Here is a 26,238-nt window from a genome sequence, read left to right as displayed (position 1 = left end):
ATGAGCCCTGAGATAACGACGGACGACCGCGCCGGCATCCTCCTGGTCGACGACATGGAGGACAACCTGATCGCCTTGGAGGCGGTACTGGCCTCCCTCAACGAGCCGCTGGTGCGCGCCCGTTCGGGCGAGGAGGCGATGAAGGCCCTGCTCCGCCGCCGCTTCGCGGTCGTCCTCCTGGACATCCGGATGCCAGGCATGGACGGCTTCGAAACAGCCGCCAACATCAAACGCCTGGACCAGACGAAAGACGTCCCCATCATCTTCCTGACAGGCACGGACTCCGACGCGGGCTACGCCTTCCGCGGCTACGCCACAGGCGCAGCCGACTACTTGACGAAGCCGTTCGACCCCTGGGTGCTACGGGCAAAGGTCACGGTCTTCCTGGACCTGCACAGAAAAAACCAGCAGTTGGAACGCATGCTCAGCAGGGAGCAGGCGGGCGACGCCGAGATCGGCGCGCAACTGGCGGACCTGGAGGTCCAGTTGTCCAACGAGAACCCGCCGAGCACCGAGGAGTTGCTGAGCCGGATCCAAGACCTACGCCGCCTGATAAACAGGCGGCGGGAAGTCTGACCTCTAGGGGCGCGGGGAACTGCGCGACAAGCCACGGACAACCCGCACCCGCCACCACTCCCCGCACCCCACCCCCTTAGGCCTCCCGAGCCCCCACATACATCTCATCAATCAAATACTTGTACTCCCGCTCAACAACCGGCCGCTTCAACTTCAGACTCGGCGTGATCTCCCCATGCTCCACATCAAGATCCCGAGGCAGCAACCGGAACTTCTTGATGGTCTGCCACCGCTGAAGCCCCGCATTCAGCTCCGTCACGTACCCCTCGATGAGAGCCACCGTCCCCGCCGAACCCACAACCTCCGCGTACGACTTCCCCTCAAGCCCGTTGTCCTTCGCCCAGCCCAGAATGGACGGCTCGTCCAACGCGATGAGGGCGGTGCAGAAGTTCCGGTCGGCCCCGTGGACGAGGATGTTGGAGACGTACGGGCAGACCGCCTTGAACTGCCCCTCCACCTCCGCCGGCGCGATGTACTTCCCGCCCGACGTTTTGATCAGGTCCTTCTTCCGGTCGGTGATCCGCAGATACCCGTCCGGAGACAGCTCCCCGATGTCACCGGTGTGGAACCACCCGTCGGACTCCAGCACTTCGGCCGTCTTCTCGGGCAGCCCGTGGTAACCCTCCATGATGCCGGGCCCGCGCAGCAGGATCTCCCCGTCGTCCGCGATCCGCACCTCCGTGCCGGGCAGCGGCTTGCCGACCGTACCGGTCCGGTACGCCTCACCGGGGTTGACGAAGGACGCGGCAGAGGACTCGGTGAGCCCGTAGCCCTCCAGGATGTGAATACCGGCGCCGGAGAAGAAGAACCCGATCTCGGGCGCGAGGGCGGCCGACCCGGAGACACACGCACGCAGGTTGCCACCAAAAGCCTCGCGGATCTTCGCGAAGACCAGCGCGTCGGCGACCTTGTGCTTCGCGGCGAGACCGAAGGGCACGGAGGCGGCGCCGGTGCGCCGGAAGTTGTCCTGGCTGGCCTTGGCGTACTCACGGGCGACCCCGGAGGCCCACTGGAAGATCTTGAACTTAGCGCCGCCGCCGGCCCGCGCCTTGGCCGCGACCCCGTTGTAGACCTTCTCGAAGATGCGCGGCACAGCGGCCATGTACGTCGGCTGTACGACCGGCAGGTTCTCGATGATCTTGTCGACGCGGCCGTCGACGGCGGTGACGTGTCCGACCTCGATCTGGCCGGAGGTCAGCACCTTGCCGAACACGTGCGCGAGCGGCAGCCACAGGTACTGGACGTCCTCGGCGCTGATCAGCCCGGTCGCGGCGATCGCCTTCGCCATGTACGACCAGTTGTCGTGCGGCAGCCGGACCCCCTTGGGGCGGCCGGTGGTGCCGGAGGTGTAGATGAGGGTCGCGAGCTGGTCCTTCGTGATGGCCCCGACCCGCTCCTTGATCAGGTCCGGGTTCTTCTCCAGATACGCGGCACCGCGCTGCTCCAGCTCGGCGAGGGTGAGCACCCCGTCGCCGGTCTCGACACCGGCCGGGTCGATGACCACGACATGGGTGAGTTCGGGCAGCTCGGCGCGCTTCTCCTGGGCCTTGGCGAGCTGGGTCGCGTCCTCGGCGATCAGCACCTTGCTGGCGGAGTCGGCGAGGATGAAGGCCGACTCGTCGGTGTTGGTCTGCGGATACACCGTGGTCGTGGCGGCGCCGGCGCACATGATGCCGAGGTCACCGAGGATCCACTCGACGCGGGTGGCGGAGGCGAGCGCGACGCGCTGCTCCGGCTGTACGCCCAGTTCGATGAGCCCGGCGGCGATGGCGTACACGCGTTCGGCGGCCTGCGCCCAGGTCAGCGACTTCCAGTCGTCGAGGCCCTCACCGGAGGCCGGGGGCACCGGGTAACGGTAGGCCTCGGCTTCCGGCGTGGCGGCCACGCGATCCAGGAAAAGACCCGCCACGGACGGCGGACGGTTCTCGATCAAGGTCTGTGTGTCGCTCACGACATCCTCCGGGGCCCGCGGCAGTGCGGCGGCTGGCTCATTTGCGGTCTTGTTTAACTCGCGAGTAACTACCGAGCAGAGATCAGAGTAAAGCGCGACCGGCCAGCGCGTAAGGGGCGACGGCCTGTCACTTTCTCCAGCGAGCGCCTGTTCGCTTCCTACAGGACCGATGGCACCTACACGGAGGGGGCCCGCCGCGTTCGTACGCGACGAGCCCCCATTCTCCCGATTCCCACGGGTCGGCGTTGGCTACCGCCTGGCTTACTTCTTGCCCTTGCCCGACCCCGCGTTGTCGTCGCTCGACAAGACGGCGATGAAAGCCTCCTGGGGAACCTCCACAGAGCCCACCATCTTCATCCGCTTCTTGCCCTCCTTCTGCTTCTCCAGCAGCTTCCGCTTACGCGAGATGTCACCGCCGTAGCACTTGGCGAGAACGTCCTTGCGGATGGCGCGGATGGTCTCGCGGGCGATGACCCGCGACCCGATGGCCGCCTGGATGGGCACCTCGAAGGCCTGCCGCGGGATCAGCTCGCGCAGCTTGGCGACGAGCCGCACCCCGTACGCGTACGCCGCGTCCTTGTGCGTGACCGCCGAGAAGGCGTCGACCTTGTCACCGTGGAGCAGGATGTCGACCTTGACGAGGCTGGAGGCCTGCTCACCGGTGGGCTCGTAGTCCAGAGACGCGTATCCACGGGTCTTGGACTTCAACTGATCGAAGAAGTCGAAGACGATCTCCGCGAGCGGCAGGGTGTACCGGATCTCGACCCGGTCCTCCGACAGATAGTCCATGCCGAGCAGCACACCGCGCCGGGTCTGGCACAGCTCCATGATCGACCCGATGAACTCGGACGGCGCGAGGATCGTGGCGCGTACGACCGGCTCGTACACGTCGTCGATCTTCCCCTCGGGGAACTCGCTCGGGTTGGTGACCGTGTGCTCGGTACGGTCCTCCATGACCACCCGGTAGACCACGTTGGGCGCGGTGGCGATGAGATCGAGCCCGAACTCACGCTCCAGACGCTCACGGATGACATCAAGGTGAAGAAGCCCCAGGAACCCGACCCGGAACCCGAAGCCCAGCGCCGCCGACGTCTCCGGCTCGTAGACGAGGGCGGCGTCGTTGAGCTGGAGCTTGTCGAGGGCGTCGCGCAGCTCGGGGTAGTCGGACCCGTCCAGCGGATACAGGCCCGAGAAGACCATGGGCTTGGGGTCCTTGTACCCCCCGAGCGCCTCGGTGGCCCCCTTGTTGAGGGTGGTGATGGTGTCACCGACCTTGGACTGCCGTACGTCCTTCACACCGGTGATGATGTAGCCCACCTCGCCGACGCCCAGCCCGTCGGCCGGCGTCATCTCGGGGGACGAGACGCCGATCTCCAACAGCTCGTGGGTCGCGTTGGTGGACATCATCCGGATCCGCTCACGCTTGTTGAGCTGCCCGTCGATGACACGTACGTACGTCACGACACCGCGGTACGAGTCGTACACCGAGTCGAAGATCATGGCGCGCGCGGGAGCGTCCTGGACACCGACCGGGGCGGGCACCTCGGCGACGACCTTGTCGAGCAGAGCCTCGACACCCAGCCCGGTCTTGGCGGAGACCTTGAGAACATCCGCGGGATCGCAACCAATCAGATTGGCAAGCTCCTCGGAGAACTTCTCGGGCTGGGCGGCCGGCAGGTCGATCTTGTTGAGCACCGGAATGATCTTCAGATCGTTCTCCATCGCCAGATACAGATTGGCGAGGGTCTGGGCCTCGATGCCCTGAGCGGCGTCGACAAGAAGAACGGTCCCCTCACAGGCCGCGAGGGACCGGGAGACCTCGTAGGTGAAGTCGACGTGCCCCGGGGTGTCGATCATGTTGAGGATGTGCGTGTTGCCCGGGTCGTCCGAGGGCGCCCAGGGCAGACGTACGGCCTGGGACTTGATCGTGATGCCACGCTCGCGCTCGATGTCCATCCGGTCGAGGTACTGAGCACGCATCTGCCGCTGGTCGACGACACCGGTCAGCTGGAGCATCCGGTCGGCGAGCGTGGACTTGCCGTGGTCGATGTGCGCGATGATGCAGAAATTGCGGATCTGAGCCGGGGCGGTACGGCTCGGCGCGGGGACGTGGCTAGGGATCGCGGGCACGCAGGGTCCTGATTCTTGAGGCGTCCGCAGTGTCTGCGGTCTCGGGTCGGATCGATACGTAGGCTCCATGGTCCCACGGGCGGGGAGCGGGGGCCGGTTTGGGCCACTCGGAGGCCCACTGGTAGTCTGGGTGGCTGTGTCTCATGCCCTCTCAGCGCGAGGCACATCTTCTGGAAAATCATCGGTACGGGACCCGAGCGGCCCCGTGCCTGAATCTGTAGAGGCTCATTCGTGGCGAACATCAAGTCCCAGATCAAGCGGATCAAGACCAACGAGAAGGCCCGGCTGCGCAACAAGGCCGTCAAGTCCTCCCTGAAGACCGCGATCCGCAAGGCCCGCGAGGCCGCTGCCGCGGGTGACGTCGAGAAGGCCACCGAGACTCAGCGCGCTGCCGCGCGTGCGCTCGACAAGGCCGTCTCGAAGGGCGTCATCCACAAGAACCAGGCCGCCAACAAGAAGTCGGCGCTTGCTTCCAAGGTTGCCACCCTCAAGGGCTGAACCTCCCGTTCTTTGATCTGAACAACCGCACAACCGCCGGAGGGACCAGAGCGGGCCCTCTCATCCGCTCCCACCCGGCACCCCGGCTCCCACGCACGACTGCGTTCGCCACGCGGGCGTGGAAGCCACCAGCAACACCAGCAGAACGCTCCACCCGAAGGCCCCGACAGATGTCGGGGCCTTCGGCACATCCAAAGCTCGTGCGGGGCATGAGGACGAGCGGGGCATTTCAGCCCGTCCGGCGTTTGAGGACGAGGCCGTTCAGACCGACGTTCCCACCCACCCCCGCCTTACCCTCCACCCCGGCCCGCACCACCCACTCAGCCCGTCCGGCGTTTGAGGACGAGCGCGTTCAGCGCGACAAGGGGGGTCTGGGGGCGCAGCCCCCAGGAACGGGATGGGACGGGTAGGGGCGGCGGGGGCGAAAAACTCCTACCTGCTACCCCGAGCCCGAGCAGCCCGAGCAATCACCACAACCGCCTTCTCCAACGCGTACTCGGGATCATCCCCGCCCCCCTTCACCCCCGCATCCGCATCCGCCACCGCCCGCAAAGCCACAGCAACCCCATCCGGAGTCCACCCCCGCATCTGCTGCCGCACCCGATCAATCTTCCAAGGCGGCATCCCCAACTCCCGAGCAAGATCCGCCGGCCGCCCACCCCGAGCGGACGACAGCTTCCCAATCGCCCGCACCCCCTGCGCCAACGCACTGGTGATCATCACCGGCGCCACCCCGGTGGACAACGACCACCGCAACGCCTCCAGCGCCTCCGCCGCCCGCCCCTCCACCGCCCGGTCGGCCACCTCGAAGCTCGACGCCTCCGCCCGCCCCGTGTAGTACCGCCCGACCACCGCCCCGTCGATCGTCCCCTCGACATCCGCGACAAGCTGACTCACCGCGGAAGCCAGCTCCCGCAGATCACTCCCGATCGAGTCGACGAGCGCCTGGCACGCCTCGGGCGTGGCCGATCTCCCGGTCGCCCGGAACTCCGACCGCACGAACGCCAGCCGATCCGCCGGCTTCGTCATCTTGGGACACGCCACCTCCCGCGCCCCCGCCTTACGGGCCGCGTCGAGCAGCGCTTTGCCCTTGACTCCCCCGGCGTGCAGCAGCACGAGGGTGATCTCCTCCGCGGGCGCCCCGAAGTACGCCTTCACGTCCTTGACCGTGTCGGCCGAAAGATCCTGCGCGTTGCGTACGACCACGACCTTGCGCTCGGCGAACAGCGACGGACTGGTCAGCTCGGCCAGCGTGCCCGGCTGCAACTGGTCCGAGGTCAGGTCTCGTACGTCCGTGTCGGCGTCGGCGGCCCGGGCGGCGGCCACCACCTCCTGCACGGCACGGTCGAGCAGGAGGTCCTCCTGGCCCACGGCAAGCGTGACGGGGGCGAGAGGGTCGTCATGTGCGGTCTTCATGGCCATCCCCGAAAGCATCCCACGAGCCACTGACAACGCGGCCCGCCCTCAGCCACGACTACCGACTACGGCTCCTCACGCCACCCCTCCCACTCCCCCACGAACTCGTCCAGCTCCGCCGGATCCAGCCGCCCCGCCTCGTCCCGCAGCACGACGAGCCACTGAGCGTCCTCGGCATCGTCCTCACCGGCCAGCGCATCCCGTACGAGCTGCGGCTCCTCAGCAAGGCCGAACCGGTCACGCAGCGCCTCCACCACGTCCTCGGCGGCATCACGGTCGGGCAGCACCAGCACATGTCTCACATCGCTCACGGAGACATTTTCCGCTACCCCACCCCCACCTCAGCCACCCCCACCAGCCCCTCGAACGCTCGGCACAACAGACAACTCGACCCCGAACCGCTCCCGGTACACGGCAAGCACCTCACTGTCGGCCTCCAGCTCCCGCACCTCCTTCTTCTCCCCACCCGGCGAAGTCACCGTCAGACTGCGCCCACTGAGCGTGATCCTCCCTCCGTCCTCCGTGACCCGCGAACAGACCAGTGACTGCGTGAAGTGCGACTCCGGCGAGGTGCTGTGCCACCAAGCCCCGGCCACGAAATCCCCGAGCACCCGGGGCCGCAATTCCACCCGGTACTGCCGTCTACCGTCCCGAACCACATCCAGATCCCCGGGGTCCCCCTCCCCCTCCGCCCCCGCCCCCGCCCCCGCCCCGATAATCCGGAACACACCCCCCGGATCCTCCTGCTCTCCCCGCTCCCCCATCGCCAGCGGATATTGACTGTGTGCCCCGAACCCCACATCCACCAGCCAGTCACCGCCATCCACAGTCCGCACCCGCAGCACAAGATGGTCGTACGGAATCCCCAACCGCTCCTCGTCCCCGTACACCCGCGCCGCGAGCAGCGTGACGTCGAAGCCCAGTGCCGTGAGCAACGCCCCGAAGACACCGTTGAGTTCGTAGCAGAACCCGCCCCGACGGGCGCCCACCACCTTCTCCAGCAGCCGGTCCTCCTCCAGCACGATCGCCTCGCCGAGATGGATCGACAGGTTCTCGAAGGACACCGCCATGAGGTGCCGCAGCTGCAGCTCGCGGAGCACATCGAGGGTGGGCCGTGCCGGGCGCTCGGCGCCGAGCCGACGGAGGTAGGCATCAGCCTGTGCGGAGTCCATGGCCTCAGTCTCTCGCCACCCCCAGCTCCCGGCCCGCCCCGACGACCGCCAGCGCCCCGTCCTCGTCCGTACGCAGCACCACGGCTCCCCCGTCCCTGAGCGCCGCCACCGTGCTGGGCGCGGGATGCCCGTACGTGTTGTCCGCGCCGCAGGAGATGAGCGCCAGCCTCGGGGCCGCCGCCCGTATGAGGTCCGGGTCCTGATAAGCCGACCCGTGATGGGCGACTTTCAGGACGTCCACCCCCCGCAGCCCGGCCGCGGCCGGAGTTCTCAGCAGCGCCCGCTGGGCCGGGGGCTCCAGGTCCCCGAGGAGCAGCAGGCGCAGCCCCGCCGACCGTACGAGCAGCGTGACACTGGCGTCGTTGGCGCCCTCCGGCTCGAGTACCGGCGCCGGTGCCGGCCACAGCACCTCCCAGTCGAGGGTGCCCGTCCGCCGCCGCTCACCGGCGACGGCACGCGTCACCGGGATGCGCCGCTCGGCCGCCTCCCTGTGCACGAACTCGGCCTGGTCCTCGGGCTCTTCGAGCCCTGTCGTCTGGATCGCGCCCACCGAACGCCCGCGCAGCACGCCGGGCAGCCCGGCGACATGGTCCGCGTGGAAGTGCGTGAGGATCACCAAAGGGACCTTGGTGATGCCGAGTTCGCGCAGACAGTGGTCGACCAGCGCCGGGTCGGGTCCGGCGTCCACCACCACACCGGTGCCTTCCCCCGCCGCGAGCACGGTCGCGTCGCCCTGCCCCACGTCGCACATCGCGAACCGCCACCCGGGCGGTGGCCACCCCGTGATCGCCCTGGTCAACGGCGCCGGCCGCGCCACCACCAGGAGCAGCAGCACCCCGCAGGCCGCGCACCACCAGGGATGCTTCAGCAGCCGCGCGCCGACGAACACGACGAGCACCATGCACAGCCCGAGCAGCAGCGCGCCCGTCCAGCTGCCCGGCCAGTCCACTCCCGCGCCGGGCAGTGCCGCCCCCGTGCGGGCGATGTCGGCGATCCACCCGGCGGGCCAACTCGCGCCCCAGGCAAACGCCTTGGCCACCGGCATCGCCACCGGCGCCGTGGCCAGCGCCGCGAAGCCCAGCACCGTGGCCGGGGCGACGGCGAACTCCGCGAGCAGATTGCACGGCACCGCCACCAGGCTCACCCGCGCCGACAGCACAGCCACGACCGGCGCGCACACGGCCTGCGCCGCACCGGCGGCGGCCAGCGCCTCCGCCAGCCGTGGCGGCACCCCGCGCCTGCGCAACGCCGGGCTCCAGCGGGGCGCAAGGGTGAGCAGGGCGCCGGTGGCGAGGACGGAGAGCAGGAAGCCGTAACTCCGGGCCAGCCAGGGGTCGTACAGCACCAGCAGCAGTACCGCTGTCGCCAGCGCCGGGATCAGTGACCGACGGCGCCCGGTCGCTAGGGCGAGCAGCGCGACGGAACCGCAGGCCGCCGCCCGCAGCACACTCGGGTCGGGCCTGCACACGACGACGAATCCCAGGGTGAGCGCGCCGCCGAGCAGTGCGGTCGCCCGGAGCGACATTCCCAGGCGGGGTGCGAGGCCCCGCCGCTCGACCTGCCGGGCAAGGGCGGGCGGGCCGATGAGCAGGGCGAGGAGGATCGTGAAGTTGGCTCCGCTGACCGCCATCAAATGCGTGAGGTCGGTCTCCTTGAACGCCTCGTCCAGCTCGGGTGTGACACGTGAGGTGTCCCCGACGACCAGCCCGGGCAGCAACGCCCGCGCATCCGCCGGCAGTCCATCGGTGGCGTCCCGCAACCCCGCACGCAACCGCCCCGCGAACCGCTGCGCCGCCGACGGTTCCCCCACCACCTCCGGCGCCGCCCGGTCCCGTACCCGCAGCACGGCCGCGACCCGTTCACCGCCCGTCAACGCGGGCACGAGCCGTCCGGTCACCCGCAGCCGCGTGGACGGCAGCAGCCCCAGCCAGGGCGACCGCTCCGAACCGCCCGCCTCCGCCTCCACCGCCGCCTCCACCCGCCGGAACGGCCCCGCCCTCCTCGACTTCGCACCCACGTCGACGATCACAAGCACAGGCGTCCGCGTTGCCACCGCGCCCCCGCCCGCTTCCTCCACGCGCCGGACATCGGCGTCGAGCAGTACAGCACTCGGCGCGGCATGAGCGCCCTGGATCCGGGGCCGGGTGAGACGTGGATCGGAGGTGACCTCCAACTCGGCGGTCACGCCGGCATATTGCCGCGCCAGCCCCGGCACCGGCCCCCGTCGAAGGTCGGCCCCGTGCAACCCGGCGGAGACAGCGGCCGCGGCGACACAGAGCAGTACGGCTGCCACGGAAACCCGGGACCAGCTGCCCCACCGCGGCTGCCCCTCCACCGAGAGTCCGAATCTCCCCGAGGTCCGACGAGCCAGCAGAAGCACTCCGGCCACGACCGAACAGACGACCGCGACACCGGTCACCCAGCCCGGCGAGACGCCCAACGTCAGTGCGGCCGTCCCCCAGACCGCCAGCGCGGGCGGCACCAACCGCAGATCCGTCGGCCCTTCCTGCCGGGGATTGGCGGCCCCCAGCCGTTTCCCCGAGGCAACGTGCACAGGCCGGCGGGCGCGGGACTCCCGACCGTCGGACGTGCGGGGCTCGCCGTCCACCTCGTCGCCCACCGACCGCCCAGACGGACCGTCATGGACATCAGGAACCCGGCTCATGGCTGCACGAGATTTCGCAGGTCGGCGAAGCGCCGCTCGCCGATGCCGTTCACCTCACGCAGTTCGTCCACGGACCGGTATCCGCCGTGCTGGGTGCGGTAGTCGATGATGTGCTGCGCCAGCACAGGGCCGACCCCCGGCAAGGTGTCGAGCTGATCCACAGTGGCCGTGTTCAACGAAACAGGCGCCGCCGGTCCAGCCCCCACCCCGCCCACGGTTCCGCCCGCTGCCACCCCACCCGAGCCGACCGCACCCCCCACAACCACCCCCGGAACGGGCACGGCTCCGCCGACCACCACCTGTTCGCCGTCCACAAGGAACCGCGCCCGGTTGAGCCCCTCCGTCTTCGTACCGGGACGCACCCCACCGGCAGCCCGCAAGGCATCGGCGACCCTGGACCCGGCCGGCAGCCGATGAACCCCCGGCTCGCGCACCTTTCCGCTGACGTCCACCACGATCTGGGCCCCGGCCACTCCGCCCACGACACCCCGGGGACGGGCCGCCGCATTCGCCCGCGCCGCCCCGAACGGAGCCGCCGCCCGCACCACCTCCGGCGCCTGAACGGGCTGGGCACGCCCCGTCCAGAAATGCTGTCCGGCAAGCACCGCGGCGGCGACCAGCACCACCGTGAGCGCCACCACGCTCCGCCGCTCCAGACCGCACCGCGCCTGCAACCACACAGGCATCCGCTCCCGCACCGCAAGCCCGGCCCGCTCCTGCCAATCCCCGCCAGCCCGACCACCCACGGCACCGCCACCGCCACCGCCGACATCAACACCGGCACCGGCACCCGCACCCGCACCCGCACCCGCACCCGCACCAACGGCACCCCTGCCGACGTCCACGCCCGCGCTCGCACTGGAGCCCCCACGCCCTGCCACCGGCCCGACGAACAGTTCCTCTCCCCCGCTGTCCACCGTCCCGGCATCCCGCTCACCCCCCGGCGGCCCGTTCCCCAACTCCCGCCGTTCCAGCACCCGTTCCCCGAAGAGCACCTCCGCCCGTCGGCGGATCTCGTCGGCCGACGCCTGATGCTGTCGGGCCCGGCCACGGGGACGACGATGACTGTGCCGGACGCGGCCGTCGGACATAGGCCCGCGGCCCGGGCCGCTGGTCGGAGTGGTTGCGCGTGAACGTGATCGAAGTGCCATGCGCCGAGGATGGAGCAACTCACCCCACCCGCGATGATCTTGCTCAATTTCGGTGGATTACCCCCCGGTTGTGGATAACTCCGTCACCCACACGAGTGCCGCACCCGGACCGGAGCTGCACGATCCCCAACCCGCGAAGCCCCACCGAAGCCCCTCCAAAGCCCCGCAGGCCCCCTCACCGAGGCGAAACAACCGCCCCCAACAACCCAGGCCCCGTATGCGCCCCGATCACCGCCCCCACCTCGCTCACATGCAGCTCGGCCAGCCCCGGCACCCGTACCCGCAACCGGTCCGCGAGGGCCGCTGCCCGGTCGGGGGCGGCGAGATGATGAACCGCGATGTCGACCTGCGCGCCACCCGCCCGGTCGGCGACGATCTCCTCCAGCCGGGCGATGGCCTTGGACGCCGTACGCACCTTCTCCATCAGCTCGATGCGTCCGCCGTCCAGTTGCAGCAGCGGCTTCACCGCGAGGGCGGAGCCGAGAAGCGCCTGCGCGGCCCCTATCCGGCCGCCGCGGCGCAGATAGTCGAGGGTGTCGACGTAGAAGAACGCGGACGTGCCCGCGGCCCGTTTCTCCGCGGCCGTGACGGCCTCGTCCACCGTGCCGCCCGCCTCCGCCACCTCGGCCGCGGCCAGCGCGCAGAAACCGAGGGCCATCGCGACCATGCCGGTGTCCACCACCCGTACGGGCACCGGCGCCTCCCGGGCCGCCAGCACCGCGGCGTCGTACGTGCCCGAGAACTCGGCGGAGAGGTGCAGCGAGACGATGCCGGTGGCGCCGGACTCGGCGACCTTGCGGTAGGTCTCCGCGAAGAGCTGGGGGCTGGGCCGCGAGGTGGTGACGGACCGGCGCTTCTGGAGCGCCTGGGCCAGGGAACGGGCCGAGATCTCGGTGCCCTCTTCGAAGGCCCGGTCGCCGAGGACCACGGTCAACGGCACCGCGATGATGCCGTGGCGCTCCATCGTCCGCGGCGGCAGGTAGGCCGTTGAATCGGTGACGATCGCGACATGGCGGGACATGATCTGGAGGTTACCTGCCGTAGCCCATGGACGGCAGCCCGCCCCTTTCACCTGCGAAGGGAGCGGAGTCCGCCCGCCGGATCAAGTCGTGCTCTCGGGGCGGGGTTTCTTCTGCCAGGGGTAGACGGGCTGCTGGACCGGCGGGGTGATCGCGGGCCGGGTCGGCTCGGCGGCCCGGCGTGCGTCCGGGCTGTCCGGCCAGGTCTGCTGAGCCGCGGTCCCGTCGGCGGCCGGGGCCTCGGGCCACGGCGGCGGCGCGGGCGCAGGAGTCGCAGGAGGAGTCGGCGTGGGTTCCGTGGTCGTCGTCCAGTGCCGCAGGGCGCCCGCCTCGACGTCTATCTGGGTCCTCAGGGAGTCCAGGTCGTCGTTGGCGAACCGGGTCGCCCGGTCCCGGGCCGCCCAGCGCAGCGAGTCGGCGGCCTGGGTGATCTGGTCGGTTCGTTCGCGCAGGTCGGGCAGTCGCCCGGCGAGCGTGGCCCGGTCGGGCTCGGACTCCAGGCGCTTGAGTTCGGCGTCCAGCTCATGGCCGTGCGCGCTGAGCCGCTCGAAGAGGCCGAGGGACTCCTTGAGGGACTCGTCCTCGGCCACGCCCGCGTGCAGCGCGTCCTGCGTGGACCGCATCGACGTACGCAGCTTGAGCCTGAGCTGGGCCAGTTCGCCGGCCGGACCGAGCTGGGCGTAGGACTTGGCGCGCAGCGTGGTGTCCTCGACCGTGCGGCGGGCCTGTGTGATCGTCCGGTCCACGCCTCTCTTGGCCGCGCCGATCACCTTCACCGTGGCGTACACCCCCAGCACGACGAACAGCAGGAAGAGCAGGGCGACAACTGCGACAGCGGCTTCCACGACGCTCCTCCTCCTACCGGTCGCGGCTTCGCCAGCCGCTCTTCAACGGTAAACGCAAAGGGCAGGTCCGGAGTTCCAAAAGAACCCCGAACCTGCCCGTAGGGGACTACCCCGAGCTGCCCGAAGGGCCGCCCGTGCCTGCCCCCGCAGCTATCGCGGCGCCTACGCCGTGACGATGTTGACCAGCTTCGGCGCCCGCACGATCACCTTGCGGATGCCCGCGCCGGCCAGCGCCTCCACGACCTTGTCGTCACCCAGCGCGACCTTCTCCAGCTCGTCGTCGGAGATCGACGGCGAGACCTCCAGACGCGCCTTGACCTTGCCCTTGATCTGCACGACGCAGGTCACGCTCTCGTCCACGACGTACGCGGGGTCGGCGACCGGGAAGTCCTGGTGGACGACCGACTCGGTGTGCCCCAGCCTGCGCCACAGCTCCTCGGCGATGTGCGGGGCCAGCGGCGCGACCAGCAGCACCAGTGCCTCGGCGACCGGGCGCGCGACCGGACCGCCCGCCTTGGTCAGATGGTTGTTCAGCTCGGTGACCTTGGCGATGGCGGTGTTGAAGCGCAGGCCCTCCAGGTCCTGGCGGACGCCGTCGATCGCCTTGTGCAGGGCACGCAGTGCCGCCTCGTCGGCCTCGGTGTCGACGACGGTGACCTCGCCGCTGTCCTCGTCGACGACGTTGCGCCACAGCCGCTGCAGCAGCCGGTACTGGCCCACCACCGCGCGCGTGTCCCACGGCCGTGACACGTCCAGGGGGCCCATCGCCATCTCGTACAGGCGCAGCGTGTCCGCCCCGTACTCGGCGCAGATCTCGTCCGGAGTGACCGCGTTCTTCAGGGACTTGCCCATCTTGCCCAGCAGCCGGGAGACCTTCTCGCCCTCATAGAAATAGGCGCCGTCGCGCTCCTCCACCTCGGCGGCCGGTACGGCGATGCCCCGGCTGTCGCGGTACACGAAGGCCTGGATCATGCCCTGGTTGAACAGCTTGTGGAACGGCTCGACCGAGGAGACGTGTCCCAGGTCGAACAGGACCTTGGACCAGAAGCGCGCGTACAGCAGGTGCAGCACGGCGTGTTCGGCGCCGCCGACGTACAGGTCGACGCCGCCGTGGGGCTGGCCCTCGCGGGGGCCCATCCAGTACTGCTCGATGGCCGGGTCGACCAGCTTCTGGTCGTTGTGCGGGTCGAGGTAGCGCAGCTCGTACCAGCAGGAACCGGCCCAGTTGGGCATGGTGTTGGTCTCGCGGCGGTACTTCTGCGGGCCCCGTCCGTCGCCCAGGTCCAGGGTGACGTTGACCCAGTCCGCGTTGCGGGACAGCGGCGTCTCGGGCTCGGTGTTCGCGTCGTCCGGGTCGAAGGTGCGGGGCGAGTAGTCCTCGACCTCGGGCAGCTCCAGGGGCAGCATCGACTCGGGCAGCGAGTGGGCGACGCCGTCCTCGTCGTAGACGATGGGGAAGGGCTCGCCCCAGTAGCGCTGGCGGCTGAACAGCCAGTCGCGCAGCCGGAAGTTGACGGTGCCGCGGCCGATGCCCTTGCGCTCCAGCCACTCGGTGATGCGCGCCTTGGCGTCGGCGACGGCCAGGCCGTCCAGCGAGATGTCGCCATTGGACGAGTTGATGATCTTCGCGTCGTACGCGCCGAAGGCACCGTCCCACGTGGAGGTGTCGGTGCCACGCCCGTCGGTCGGTTCGACGATGCAGTGGATCGGCAGCTCGAAGGCGCGGGCGAACTCGAAGTCGCGCTGGTCGCCGCAGGGGACGGCCATGATCGCGCCGGTGCCGTAGCCCATCAGGACGTAGTCGGCGATGAAGACGGGGATCCGGTCGCCGTTGACCGGGTTGGTCGCGTACGAGCCGATGAAGACGCCGGTCTTGTCCTTGGCCTCGGCCTGCCGCTCGACGTCGGACTTCGAAGCGGCCTGCGCGCGGTAGGCGGCCACGGCCTCGGCGGGCGTGGCGTGACCGCCCGTCCAGACGTCGTGGGTGCCCTCGGGCCAGGCGGCCGGGGTGAACTTCTCGACCAGCGGGTGCTCGGGCGCCAGAACCATGTAGCTGGCGCCGAACAGGGTGTCCGGGCGGGTCGTGAAGACCGTGATGTTCTCGCCGTCGATCGGGAAGGCGACGCGGGCGCCCTCGGAGCGGCCGATCCAGTTGCGCTGCTGCAGCTTGATCGCCTCGGGCCAGTCCAGCGCGTCCAGGTCGTTCAGCAGCCGGTCGGCGTAGGCGGTGATGCGCATGTTCCACTGGCGCAGCTTGGCCTTGAAGACGGGGAAGTTGCCGCGCTCGGACCGGCCGTCGGCGGTGACCTCCTCGTTCGCCAGTACGGTGCCCAGTCCCGGACACCAGTTGACGGGTGCCTCGGAGGCGTACGCCAGGCGGTACTCGCCCAGGACGTCGGCGCGCTCGGCGGCGGTCAGCTGGTTCCACGCGCGCGCGTGGTCACCCGGTACGGCGCGCTCGCCGGTCTCGAACTGGGCGATCAGGTCGGCGATCGGGCGGGCCTTGTCGGACTCCTCGTCGTACCAGGAGTTGAAGATCTGCAGGAAGATCCACTGGGTCCACTTGTAGTAGTCCGGGTCGATCGTGGCGAACGACCGGCGCTTGTCGTGGCCCAGGCCCAGCCGGCGCAGCTGGACCTTCATGTTCTCGATGTTGGCCTCGGTGGAGACACGCGGATGCGTGCCGGTCTGCACGGCGTACTGCTCGGCGGGCAGGCCGAAGGCGTCGAAGCCCAGGGTGTGCAGGACGTTGTGGCCGGTCATGCGCTGGAAGCGGGCGAACACGTCGGTCGCGATGTAGCCCAGCGGATGGCCGACGTGCAGCCCCGCACCCGAGGGGTACGGGAACATGTCCATGATGAACTTCTTGGGCTTGGCGGCCAGCTCGGGATCGCCCGCCAGGTCGCCGCTCGGGTTGGGGGCGGCGTACGTGCCCTCGGCGTCCCAGAAGTCCTGCCAGCGTGCCTCGATGTCGGCCGCCATGGCGGCCGTGTAGCGGTGCGGCGCTGCGACCTCGGCGGTGGCAGCGGGGTTCGTCTCGCTCATGGTCCTCAAAGCTCCATCGATCGTCTCTGCCAGCGGCTTGGAAATGAAAAATCCCCTCGCACAGGAGGGGACGCCGCGCCGATGCCGACCACGATTCGTCAGTGGTCGGGACTGATCAGCGCGGCTCGCTAAGCAGAAGGCGTACGGCACGCATGGCGTCAGGGTACCGCAGCGGTCGAGCGCGCCGCGACGGAGTTCCCGGGGGCACATGGCACCGGGTGCCATGCCCTGGGCGACCCTCACACGACCCCCACACAACTCCCTCATGCCCCAACGGGCACGTGAATCGCCACACAGCAAAAGCTGAACCAGGTTCAATAATTACTTCGCGTAACAACCTCTATGGGACATCACAACGGCCTCACAGCCCTTTGGTAACAGCGCAATAACTCAAACCTCGTACTCCTCGGTATGTCTCGACTTAGAGTTCGACGCGGGACCGCCTTCCCGAACCGCTCGGAGTTGCCCCCATGAACCCTCGTAGTAACAGTTCGCTTCCCAGGACGGGCCGTTCGGCCTACGGGATGGCGACGGCTGCCGTGCTGCTGCTCATACCCGTGATCGTGGTGGTCGGAGGTGACCAGCTCCAGGACTTCCTGAACTTCGGTGCCGGCGTGCTGTCACTGGTCGCCCTCACCTCCGCGGTGATCTGGGGCCTGGTCGCCACCGACCGGGTGTTCCTGAACACCCGTCAGCGGTTGATCGCGCAGGCCGTGCACCGGACGACCGCTGTTGCCTCGGTCGCCTTCCTGCTGCTGCACATCTCGGTCAAAGTGGCGCTCGACCACGCCCCGTTGGTCGCCGCGCTGATCCCGTTCAGCCTCGGCGTCACCGGCACCGGGAGCCTCATCGGCTTCGGGTCCCTGGCCGGTCTGCTCATGATCTTCACGGCCGTCACCGGGGCCCTGCGCAGCCAGTTCGCCTCCCCGGCCCCGGTCGCGGCCCGCTGGCGCGCGATGCACATGCTGGCCTACCCGGCCTGGTGCTTCGCGCTGGTCCACGGCCTGTACGCGGGACGCGAGGCGAAGCCGATCTTCACGATCCTGTACGGCACGTCCCTGCTCGCGGTCATGGGAGCCCTGGCCCTGCGCTCGGCGCCCCGCCCGTTCAAGCGCAAGGTGGCCGCTCAGATCATGGCGATCCTGGGAACCCAGGAGAAGTACGGCCGCGACGACCTGGACGCGAGCCGGGCCCGCATCGGCGAGTCCGCCCTGCCGGGCTACGAGAACCAGGGCGGCGGCAGGCCCGCGCGCGGGGACGCGGGAGTGCCCCCGCAGCGCAACCCCTCCACCGGATCGATGCCGCTCTACGACGCCCCGGCCAGCCGCACCATGACGCCCGAACCCGCGAACGACGGCTTCGCGGCGGCCTACCGCGCCGTGTCACCCCCGCGCGGGCAGGACTCGTACATGGACCAGACCGCCCGCATGGAGATGCCGGGCGACATGCAGGCCACCGAGGCGATCCCGCGCATGGACGGCAGTACGTCGGGCAGTTGGCCGATCCCGTCCCCGCCGCCCGTCGGCGAGGCCCCCGTGTCGGCGTACGACCCGATGAACGACACCGGATACAACATCCCGGCCTATGGCAATCCGGGCGCCGCCCCGTACGGCACGAGTGATGTGTACAACACCGGTGAGTCGAATGCCGCCTATGACACGTACAACGCGAACGACACGTACAACAGCGGTCCCGCCACTGATACAAACCCCGGTGCTTCCTACGACTTCGACGCACCGGGTTCGGGCGAACCTTGGAACGCGCCTTCCGGAGGCTTTAAGTGAACGAGGCTCTGCCCGACGTACCCGAAGTCCGTGTGGTCGGACTTCCCCAGCTCACGTCGGGTTTCGACCTTGTCGAGAGACTTGATCTACCCATGCACCTCAAGGTGCATGGGCCGCTCGAACCGATGGGCGGCGAGCAGCTCGCGCAGCTCGCCGAGCGCATTTCCCTGAAGGGCCGCGGCGGCGCGGGCTTCCCCTTCCACAAGAAGCTGCGGTCGGTCGCCGAGTCGGCGATCCGCCGCGGGGTACGGCCGGTCGTCGTCGTCAACGCGAGCGAGGACGAGCCCGCCTGCCGCAAGGACACGGTGCTGGTCAACCGTGCCCCGCACCTGATCCTGGACGGCGCCCTGCTCTGCGCGGAGGCCATGGGCGCCCGCACCCTGGTCATCGGGGTGACACGTGAATCCACGCAGCGCTCCATGGAGGCGGCGCTCGCCGAGCGCGGCCTCAACAACGGCCGCCGATCGGCCCTCCGCGCGCGCGTGCAGCGCAATCCGATCCGCATGGTCACCGGCGCCGCCGCCTCACTGATCCGGTCCATCGACGGCGGCCCGGCGATCCCGCCCGGCCGCAAGATCAGCGCCTCGCAGAGCGGCGTCGGCGGCGCACCCACCCTGCTGTCCAACGCCGAGACGTACGCCCAGCTCGCGATCGCCGCCCGCATCGGCGCCGAGCGCTACTGCAACACCGGCCTGTACGACGAGCCGGGCACCGTCATGCTCACGGTCTCCGGCGCGGTCGCCCGTCCCATGGTGATCGAGGTCCCCACCGGCGTACCGCTGCGGTACGTCCTTCAGCTCGCCGGCGCCCCGCCGGTCCCGCAGGGTGTGCTCACCGGCGGCTACCACGGCAAGTGGATCGACGCGGCGACGGTCAACGAGGCGATCGTCTCGCGCAACTCCCTGGACGCCGTGGGCGGTGCGCTCGGCGCCGGCGCGATCCTGCCGATCAGCCAGGACACCTGCCCGCTGGGCGAGTCGCTGCGCGTGGCCCAGTGGCTGGCCGAGGAGAGCGCCGGCCAGTGCGGCCCCTGCTACCTCGGTCTGCCCGCCGCGGCGCGCGGCATGGAGGACATCCTCAACGGCGGCGGCCCGGCCGCCCTGGAGGCCGTCAAGCAGGTCGCCAAGTCCGTGAAGCGGCGCGGTGCCTGCTCGCACCCGGACGGCTCGGCGATGTTCCTGGAATCGACCATCAAGGCGTTCACGGACGACCTCGCCGCCCATGTCCTCGGAAACGGCTGCGGAAGGCCCGTAGAAGGCGTTCTGCCGCTCTTCGAGGGCGGCCAGGGCCCCGCGGGCATCGCCGGCGGCCAGACGGAGGAGGAGAACGGCCCCAGCCGTCAGAAGATCTTCGTCGACTGGACGCTGTGCCGGGGCCACGGCCTGTGCGCCGACATCCTCCCGGAGGTCTTCGAACTGGGCGCCGACGGCTTCCCCACCGTCGCGCAGGCGAAGGTGCCCCGGTACGCGGAGGCGAAGGCGCTGCGCGCCGTGCGCCGCTGCCCGGCGCTGGCGTTGCGCATCGAGGAGGACACCAAGGCCTCGGCCCCCGACCGTCTGCCGGTCCTGTCCCAGCGCGGTGGCCGGGGCCGCCGCGCCCTCGGCAGCGGTCGCTGACACCACGGGGTGGGGAGAGCAGCAACACAGTTGCTGCTCTCCCCACCCCGTGTACTGCTACAACGCCGAAGGCGGGCCATCCTGATCGGATGACCCGCCTTCAACTTCTGTGGAGCTAAGGAGAATTGAACTCCTGACCTCCTGCATGCCATGCAGGCGCTCTACCAACTGAGCTATAGCCCCTCGCACCGCTCCGCCGGGTCTCCCCGGCGGCGACGCCAACTTTACCGGTCCCCCCGGTGCAGCACCAAATCGTTTGCCGGGTCAGGCCGTGACGAACGAGTAGAACCGTTTGAGGGTGCAGTGCTCCTCCAGGAGCCGGCCGTAGATCGGCTCGCCCTCCAGCTCACGGTAGGTCTCGATCGGGTCGCCTTTTATGATCAGCGCCCGCGCGCATTCCTCGCACCAGTACTGGTAGTCGTGGTTCACCGGCTCCATGTCACGGACGATCGGCGTACCACTGCCGCACCAGTCGCATTTCCTCCTGTGTGCACCCATCGATCAGCTCCAGCTGTGGCCGCAGGCCGTGCACACGTAGGAAATCCCACCGTTGTCACCGAGCACCTGGGCGACGTGGCCGGAACCGCAGGAAGGACAGCTGAGACGGGTTCTCCTGCCCCGTATGACTGCCGCTTCAGAGAGGTGACCGACCTCCCTGAGGATGCTCGCAGGCATCGCAACTCCCTCCCGTCGGGCCGCGCCCCCTTCCGGCCGTTTGATTCTGCCACGGCCGGACCAATACGGTCAGCGACGCCTTCGTACCAGTCCGGACACAGCACCCGCCGCAGCCGTCGCGGCCAGCACGAACGCGCACTTAAGAAGGGCCTCCGCAGAGGTATACGCCTCCGGGCCCCAAGTGACTCAAGCCGGGGCGAACGAAAAATCCCGCCCCCCGGAGGGGGCGGGACCTTGATCAACCAGCCATCTACTGTGGAGCTAAGGAGAATTGAACTCCTGACCTCCTGCATGCCATGCAGGCGCTCTACCAACTGAGCTATAGCCCCTCGTGTTCCTCTCCGGCCTGGCCGGGCGAACAAGAGGAACTTTAGCCTGTGGCCTGCCGGAAAGTGAAATCCGGGTCAGTCGTCGTCACCGAGCACCGGCTCCGGCAGTGTGCCTGCGTTGTGCTCCAGCAGGCGCCAGCCGCGGGCGCCCTCGCCGAGGACGGACCAGCAGCAGTTGGACAGACCGCCAAGGCTCTCCCAATGGTGGGACTCCAGGCCGAGCAGGCGCCCAATGGTCGTCCGGATGGTGCCGCCGTGGCTGACCACCACAAGGGTGCCCTGCTCGGGGAGTTTGTCGGCGTGCCGCAGCACCACGGGGGCGGCGCGGTCGGCGACCTCGGTCTCCAGTTCGCCGCCGCCGCGGCGGACCGGCTCACCGCGCTTCCACGCGGCGTACTCGTCGCCGTGGCGGGAGATGATCTCCTCGTGCGTCAGGCCCTGCCAGACGCCCGCGTAGGTCTCGCGCAGGCCCTCGTCGTGCGTCACCGTGAGGCCGGTGAGTTCGGCGAGTTCGCCCGCGGTGTTCGCCGCGCGCTGGAGGTCCGAGGCGACTATCGCGTCGGGCTTCAGGGAGGCGAGCAGGCGGGCGGCGCGGCGGGCCTGGCCGATGCCGGTCTCGGTGAGCGGCACGTCCGTGGTGCCCTGGAAGCGTCGCTCCACGTTCCACGACGTCTGGCCGTGGCGCCACAGGATGAGACGGCGGCCGGGGCCCGGCTTGCGGCGGGTCCCGGTGGACGCGGGGGCGGTCACCGCAGCCCTCCGAAGTCGGCGGTGTCCTCCTCGGCCTGCAGCTTGGCGTGCTCGGCGGCCTTGCCCCGGGTGGCCTTGGCGTCGGCGGGCAGCTCCAGTTCGGGGCAGTCCTTCCAGAGGCGCTCCAGGGCGTAGAAGACGCGCTCCTCGCTGTGCTGGACGTGGACGACGATGTCGACGTAGTCCAGGAGCACCCAGCGGGCCTCGCGGTCGCCCTCGCGGCGGACCGGCTTGGTGCCGAGTTCCTTGCCGAGCCGCTCCTCGATCTCGTCGACGATCGACTTGACCTGGCGGTCGTTGGGTGCGGAGGCCAGCAGGAAGGCGTCCGTGATCGACAGCACGTCGCTGACGTCGTAGGCGATGATGTCGTGCGCGAGCTTGTCGGCTGCCGCCTGCGCGGCGGCGGTGATCAGCTCGATGGAACGGTCAGTGGCGGTCACTACAAGGCTTTCGGTCGGCGGTCGGGGAAACCCGTACGGGTACTGCTACGGAACCCAAGGGTCTCACGGACCGCCGACACCACCCCACGTCATTACGGGATCACGTCGCGGGCTCGTAGTCCTGGCCGAGGACCACGGACACGTCCGCGTTCGAGGTGACCGTGCCCTTCTTCACCGCGCTGGTGGGCAGGCCCAGCGTCTTGGCGGCCTCGGTGGCGTTCTCCTTGTCGGCGGCGTCGGAGTAGGTCACCTGGGAGGTGGCGCGGGCGGTGTCGGCCGTACCGGCCCCCAGGAAGGTGAAGCCGCCGTTGAGGAGGACGACTCGGGCCTTCTCGGTGTCGTCCTTGTCGCCGGTGGCGTTCTGGACGGAGACCCGGACCGCGGCGTCCTTGTCGGGGCTCTTGGCGGTACCGCCGAGCACCGTCTTGACGACGGAGGCGCTCGCCTGGGCGCTCAAGGTGCCGTCGCCCTGGACGGGCAGCAGCGAGGTCTTGTAGTCGCCGCCCTTGGCGAGGTCGGCGAGCCGGGCGAGAAAACTGCCGAGGTCCTTGTCGGTCAGCGAGGGGTCGAGGATCTGGGCCAGCGTCTGCACGGTGACCGTCGCGGCCTGGGCGTCGGAGGACAGCTTGCGCAGCACGCCCTGCATGACCTGCCCGAACCGCTCCAGCTGGGCGTCCTGGGTCTCGCCGGAGGCGAGGTAGGTGGCGTAGGCGACGGCCGTCTTGCCGCTGAGGGTCTGGTCCTCGCCCTTCTTCACCAGGGGCGCCGTGCCCTTCTTGGTGTTGTCCGGGTCGGGCACGTTCGCGTTGGTGTCGATGTCGATGTTGCCGACCAGCTCGACGAGGTTCTGCAGGTAGGGGGTGTCGAGCCGCCAGGTGCCCTCGATGTCGGTGCCGAGGACGGTGTCGAGCGCGTCGCGGGTCCCTGAGGAGCCGTCGTCGTCGACGGACTTGGCGAGCGTGGTCGTGGAGCCGTCGTCGTCGGTCAGGGCGAGGGAGTTGGGCAGCAGGACCGTGGTGCCCTGCTTGGTGGTGGCGTTGTCGACGAGCAGCACCGTGGAGGTGCCGCCCTTCTTGGTGTTGTGCAGATGGACGACCACGACGTCGCGCTTCTGGGCGGCGGCGCTCGTCGCACTCCCGGCCTTCGTGTCCGAGGAGGACGCGCCGGGCAGCTTCCCCGCGTACCAGAGGTAGCCCACCCCGCCCACCGCCACCAGGGCGAGGACGACGACCAGGGCGACGGCACGGCCCCGCGCGCGGCGCTTGGCCTCCTCGCGGCGCTCGGTGCGGTTCTCGGTGAAGTTCAGCCAGTCGATGACGTCCTCGGAGTCACCGTCGGGGTCCTCGACGAACGCGAACTGCTGGGTGCTGTAGTCGCGTTCACCCGCGGGCTCCTCCGCCTTCGGAGCGCCGCCCTCGGCGGGCGGCCCGCCCTGCTGCGGTACGAAGGCGGTCGGCTCGGCCTGCGCGGTCCGTGCCGTCGGGGCGGCGGGCGCGGTCTGCTCGGCGACCCGGGGCTGCTGCCCGCTGCTCGCCGGCTGCCCGTAGGGGTCGTACCCGGTGGCCGGGTTCCCGCTGCCGTAGGGGTCGTACGCGGGCGCGGCCTGCTGCTGCCCGGTCGCGTACGGGTCGTAGCCGTACCCCTCGTACCCCTGCGCCGGAGGGGCCTGGGGGGCCTGCTGCTGCGCATACGGGTCGTACGACTGCTGACCTGGCTGTGACGGTTGCGGGTACCCCTGCTGCGGCACCGGCTGGTACACAGGCCGGCCGTAGTCGTCGTAGCCGACGAGCTCGTACTGCTGGTCGCCGTCGTACCCCGAGTCGTATCGGTCGTTCACCGGTGCCCCTCTCGGCTCACTCGCCGCGGTACAGCTCGCGCTTGTCGATGTAGCGCACCACACCGTCCGGCACCAGATACCAGACCGGGTCGCCCTTGGCGACCCTCGCACGGCAGTCTGTGGACGAGATGGCCAGAGCGGGCACCTCGACCAGCGAGACACCGCCCTCCGGGAGTCCCGGGTCGGTCAGGGTGTGACCGGGCCGGGTGACCCCGATGAAGTGCGCGAGGGAGAACAGTTCCTCGGCGTCGCGCCAGGTGAGGATCTGGCCGAGCGCGTCGGCGCCCGTGATGAAGAACAGGTCCGTGTCGGGATTGAGCGCGCGCAGGTCGCGCAGGGTGTCCGTGGTGTACGTCGGGCCACCGCGGTCGATGTCGATGCGGCTGACCGAGAACTGGGGGTTCTCGGCGGTCGCGATGACCGTCATCAGATAGCGGTCCTCGGCCGGCGAGACACTGCGGTCGGTCTTCTGCCACGGCTGTCCGGTCGGTACGAACATCACCTCGTCGAGGTGGAACTGTGCGGCGACCTCGCTGGCCGCCACGAGGTGCCCGTGGTGGATCGGATCGAATGTGCCGCCCATGACGCCGATGCGACGCTTGCCCGGGTTCGACCGGCCGGTAGGCATGTCCTGCTCTCCCATGGGTGCAGACCCTACCGGCCCTGCCTGAACGGATCGGACTCAGCGGTCACGGTTGAAGCGGGTGGTGATCCACAGCAGGAGCATCAGGACGAAGAAGGCGCCGCCACCGGTGAGGTAGGGGCTGAGGCTCTCGTGGTTGCCGCCGTGCTCCTCGCCCTCGGCGGCAAGGGTGACCAACTGGGCTGCGGTGCTGTGGAAGCTCATCTTCGGCAGGACCTATCCGGTGAGGGCGGGATAAAGACGTCGGCTCATCGTAAGCGTGCCCGCCCACGGGGATCACGCCGACTCCGCCCAAGGACCCGGCGAGGGAACTTCCGGCCCGTCTCAGTCGTCCTTCTCCTTGTACCCCCGCAGCAGGAACCACGCGGTCAGGATGCAGCCGAAGAACATCACGATGAGCACGACCCGGAGCAGATCGCCGGATCCCTGTCTCTCGGCGGCTTTCGCGGCCTCGGTGATCCAGTCGGTTGCGGGGGTGTGGTCCATCGGATCCATCGGATCGCTCCTTACGGTGTGCTGCCCCGCCACGGTATCTCCGCCTAGGCTGGGCCCCGCTTCGGGGGCACACAAGGGCAATCAGACGCATGGGGGAACACATGTCCGACGACAGCCACGAGAGCAACGGACACGGGCCTGACGGCCACGAGAACGTGCCCAGCAGGCAGCGCACCCGCTTCCCGGGGATCTCCTCGCGGGCGTACGAGCACCCGGCCGACCGCTCCGCCCTGGTCGCCCTGCGCAAGCTCAGCGGGTTCGACACCGTCTTCAAGGCGCTCAGCGGACTGCTCCCCGAGCGCAGTCTGCGGCTGCTGTTCCTGTCCGACTCAGTGCGGGTCTCGGAGCAGCAGTTCGCCCACCTCAACGTCATGCTGCGGGACGCCTGCGACATCCTGGACCTGGAGAAGGTCCCGCCGATGTACGTCAACCAGGACCCGCAGCCCAACGCGATGTGCATCGGCCTGGACGAGCCGATCATCGTCGTCACCACCGGCCTGGTCGAGCTGCTCGACGAGGAGGAGATGCGGGCCGTCGTCGGGCACGAGGTCGGACACGCCCTCTCCGGGCACTCCGTCTACCGGACGATCCTGCTCTTCCTGACCAACCTGGCCCTCCGCGTCGCCTGGATCCCGCTCGGCAACATCGCGATCATGGCGATCGTGACCGGCCTGCGCGAGTGGTTCCGCAAGTCGGAGCTGTCCGCCGACCGCGCGGGACTGCTCGTCGGCCAGGACCTCAAGGCCTCGATGCGCGGCCTGATGAAGATCGCCGGCGGCAACCACCTGCACGAGATGAACGTGGACGCGTTCCTCGCCCAGGCCGAGGAGTACGAGGCGGGCGGCGACCTGCGCGACTCCGTACTGAAGATCCTCAACGTCCTGCCCCGCACCCACCCCTTCACCACCGTGCGCGCCGCCGAGCTGAAGAAGTGGGCCGAGTCCCGCGACTTCCAGCGGATCATGGACGGCCACTACCCGCGCCGCACCGAGGACAAGGACACCTCGGTCTCCGGCTCCTTCCGCGAGTCGGCGTCGAGCTACGCGACCAACGTCAAGAACTCCAAGGACCCCCTGATGAAGCTGGTCGCGGACATCGCGGGCGGAGCGGGCGACCTGGGCGGCCGCGTACGAAGGGGCTTCGGCGGCTCCACAAACTCAACACCGCCGCAAGACACCTCTCCGGACGCCTGATCCCACCC

Annotated in this window: 22 protein-coding genes and 2 tRNA genes; 5 read left to right on the top strand and 19 right to left on the bottom strand. The window is 69.5% G+C overall.

The features are described from left to right. A complete protein-coding gene (locus LUX31_RS34180; protein WP_235479173.1) occupies positions 1 to 576 on the top strand; it encodes a response regulator in 576 nt (191 codons plus the stop codon). A gap of 76 nt (positions 577 to 652) precedes the next feature. Here LUX31_RS34180 and LUX31_RS34175 read toward each other — a convergent pair whose 3' ends face one another. Both LUX31_RS34175 and lepA read right to left on the bottom strand, forming a co-directional pair. Next, positions 653 to 2,527, bottom strand: coding sequence for an AMP-dependent synthetase/ligase (locus LUX31_RS34175; protein WP_235479172.1), 1,875 nt, complete (start codon positions 2,525 to 2,527; stop codon positions 653 to 655). A 261-nt stretch (positions 2,528 to 2,788) separates the two neighbouring features. After that, a complete protein-coding gene (gene lepA / locus LUX31_RS34170) occupies positions 2,789 to 4,657 on the bottom strand; it encodes a translation elongation factor 4 (protein WP_235479171.1) in 1,869 nt (622 codons plus the stop codon). A 231-nt stretch (positions 4,658 to 4,888) separates the two neighbouring features. Here lepA and rpsT point away from each other — a divergent pair, with 231 nt between their 5' ends. Beyond that, positions 4,889 to 5,155 (top strand): 30S ribosomal protein S20, encoded by a 267-nt coding sequence (gene rpsT, locus LUX31_RS34165; protein ID WP_105975817.1) that lies wholly within the window; start codon positions 4,889 to 4,891, stop codon positions 5,153 to 5,155. A gap of 432 nt (positions 5,156 to 5,587) precedes the next feature. Here the strand turns inward: rpsT and holA are convergent, their stop codons facing one another. From holA to leuS, 8 genes are all read right to left on the bottom strand, one after another. Next, the gene (gene holA / locus LUX31_RS34160) at positions 5,588 to 6,577 is read right to left on the bottom strand and encodes a DNA polymerase III subunit delta (protein ID WP_235479170.1); all 990 of its coding nucleotides are present in this window, start codon (positions 6,575 to 6,577) and stop codon (positions 5,588 to 5,590) included. A 59-nt stretch (positions 6,578 to 6,636) separates the two neighbouring features. Next, positions 6,637 to 6,882 carry a hypothetical protein gene (locus LUX31_RS34155; RefSeq protein ID WP_235479169.1) on the bottom strand — a complete coding sequence of 82 codons (246 nt, stop codon included), beginning with the start codon at positions 6,880 to 6,882 and terminating at the stop codon, positions 6,637 to 6,639. A gap of 30 nt (positions 6,883 to 6,912) precedes the next feature. Further along, positions 6,913 to 7,743, bottom strand: a complete 831-nt coding sequence (locus LUX31_RS34150; RefSeq protein WP_235479168.1) for an arylamine N-acetyltransferase family protein — start codon at positions 7,741 to 7,743, stop codon at positions 6,913 to 6,915. A 4-nt stretch (positions 7,744 to 7,747) separates the two neighbouring features. Next, entirely contained in the window at positions 7,748 to 10,297 is a 2,550-nt protein-coding gene (locus LUX31_RS34145) for a ComEC/Rec2 family competence protein (protein WP_235480149.1), read from the bottom strand. Positions 10,298 to 10,404: 107 nt separating this feature from the next. Further along, positions 10,405 to 11,559, bottom strand: coding sequence for a ComEA family DNA-binding protein (locus LUX31_RS34140; RefSeq protein ID WP_235479167.1), 1,155 nt, complete (start codon positions 11,557 to 11,559; stop codon positions 10,405 to 10,407). A gap of 175 nt (positions 11,560 to 11,734) precedes the next feature. After that, on the bottom strand, positions 11,735 to 12,580 hold the full coding sequence (locus LUX31_RS34135; protein WP_235479166.1) for a DegV family protein: 846 nt from the start codon (positions 12,578 to 12,580) through the stop codon (positions 11,735 to 11,737). An 81-nt stretch (positions 12,581 to 12,661) separates the two neighbouring features. Continuing rightward, positions 12,662 to 13,423: a hypothetical protein gene (locus tag LUX31_RS34130; protein WP_235479165.1), complete on the bottom strand. Its 762-nt coding sequence runs from the start codon at positions 13,421 to 13,423 to the stop codon at positions 12,662 to 12,664. Between the two features lie 162 nt (positions 13,424 to 13,585). After that, positions 13,586 to 16,468 (bottom strand): leucine--tRNA ligase, encoded by a 2,883-nt coding sequence (leuS, locus tag LUX31_RS34125; RefSeq protein WP_235479164.1) that lies wholly within the window; start codon positions 16,466 to 16,468, stop codon positions 13,586 to 13,588. A 470-nt stretch (positions 16,469 to 16,938) separates the two neighbouring features. On the opposite strand from leuS, the gene LUX31_RS34120 reads away from it, so the two are divergent. Together LUX31_RS34120 and LUX31_RS34115 are read left to right on the top strand one after the other, a co-directional pair. Further along, positions 16,939 to 18,252, top strand: coding sequence for a cytochrome b/b6 domain-containing protein (locus LUX31_RS34120; RefSeq protein ID WP_235479163.1), 1,314 nt, complete (start codon positions 16,939 to 16,941; stop codon positions 18,250 to 18,252). Next, complete coding sequence (locus LUX31_RS34115) at positions 18,249 to 19,868, top strand: NADH-quinone oxidoreductase subunit NuoF family protein (RefSeq protein WP_235479162.1); 1,620 nt, start codon at positions 18,249 to 18,251, stop codon at positions 19,866 to 19,868. Before LUX31_RS34120 ends, LUX31_RS34115 begins: the two co-directional genes overlap by 4 nt. Before the next feature lie 110 nt (positions 19,869 to 19,978). Here LUX31_RS34115 and LUX31_RS34110 read toward each other — a convergent pair. From LUX31_RS34110 to LUX31_RS34070, 9 genes are all read right to left on the bottom strand, one after another. Next, a tRNA-Ala gene (locus tag LUX31_RS34110) sits at positions 19,979 to 20,051 on the bottom strand. An 81-nt stretch (positions 20,052 to 20,132) separates the two neighbouring features. Continuing rightward, on the bottom strand, positions 20,133 to 20,366 hold the full coding sequence (locus tag LUX31_RS34105; protein WP_044472114.1) for a hypothetical protein: 234 nt from the start codon (positions 20,364 to 20,366) through the stop codon (positions 20,133 to 20,135). A gap of 433 nt (positions 20,367 to 20,799) precedes the next feature. Then, positions 20,800 to 20,872 (bottom strand) — tRNA-Ala (locus LUX31_RS34100). 75 nt (positions 20,873 to 20,947) lie between these two features. Next, positions 20,948 to 21,622, bottom strand: a complete 675-nt coding sequence (locus tag LUX31_RS34095; protein WP_235479161.1) for a histidine phosphatase family protein — start codon at positions 21,620 to 21,622, stop codon at positions 20,948 to 20,950. Further along, on the bottom strand, positions 21,619 to 22,062 hold the full coding sequence (rsfS, locus tag LUX31_RS34090) for a ribosome silencing factor (protein ID WP_235479160.1): 444 nt from the start codon (positions 22,060 to 22,062) through the stop codon (positions 21,619 to 21,621). Before rsfS ends, LUX31_RS34095 begins: the two co-directional genes overlap by 4 nt. Positions 22,063 to 22,162: 100 nt before the next feature. Next, on the bottom strand, positions 22,163 to 23,899 hold the full coding sequence (locus LUX31_RS34085; protein WP_235479159.1) for an LCP family protein: 1,737 nt from the start codon (positions 23,897 to 23,899) through the stop codon (positions 22,163 to 22,165). A gap of 16 nt (positions 23,900 to 23,915) precedes the next feature. After that, entirely contained in the window at positions 23,916 to 24,542 is a 627-nt protein-coding gene (gene nadD, locus LUX31_RS34080; protein WP_235479158.1) for a nicotinate-nucleotide adenylyltransferase, read from the bottom strand. Between the two features lie 39 nt (positions 24,543 to 24,581). Next, positions 24,582 to 24,746 carry a hypothetical protein gene (locus LUX31_RS34075; RefSeq protein ID WP_235479157.1) on the bottom strand — a complete coding sequence of 55 codons (165 nt, stop codon included), beginning with the start codon at positions 24,744 to 24,746 and terminating at the stop codon, positions 24,582 to 24,584. Between the two features lie 120 nt (positions 24,747 to 24,866). Continuing rightward, positions 24,867 to 25,037 (bottom strand): hypothetical protein, encoded by a 171-nt coding sequence (locus LUX31_RS34070; protein ID WP_235480212.1) that lies wholly within the window; start codon positions 25,035 to 25,037, stop codon positions 24,867 to 24,869. A gap of 101 nt (positions 25,038 to 25,138) precedes the next feature. On the opposite strand from LUX31_RS34070, the gene LUX31_RS34065 reads away from it, so the two are divergent. Further along, the gene (locus tag LUX31_RS34065) at positions 25,139 to 26,230 is read left to right on the top strand and encodes a M48 family metallopeptidase (protein WP_235479156.1); all 1,092 of its coding nucleotides are present in this window, start codon (positions 25,139 to 25,141) and stop codon (positions 26,228 to 26,230) included. Positions 26,231 to 26,238 lie beyond the last annotated feature (8 nt).

This window comes from Streptomyces sp. GQFP, from assembly GCF_021545335.1.
Taxonomy (GTDB): domain Bacteria; phylum Actinomycetota; class Actinomycetes; order Streptomycetales; family Streptomycetaceae; genus Streptomyces.
This window is presented reverse-complemented; position numbering and strand designations above follow the sequence as displayed.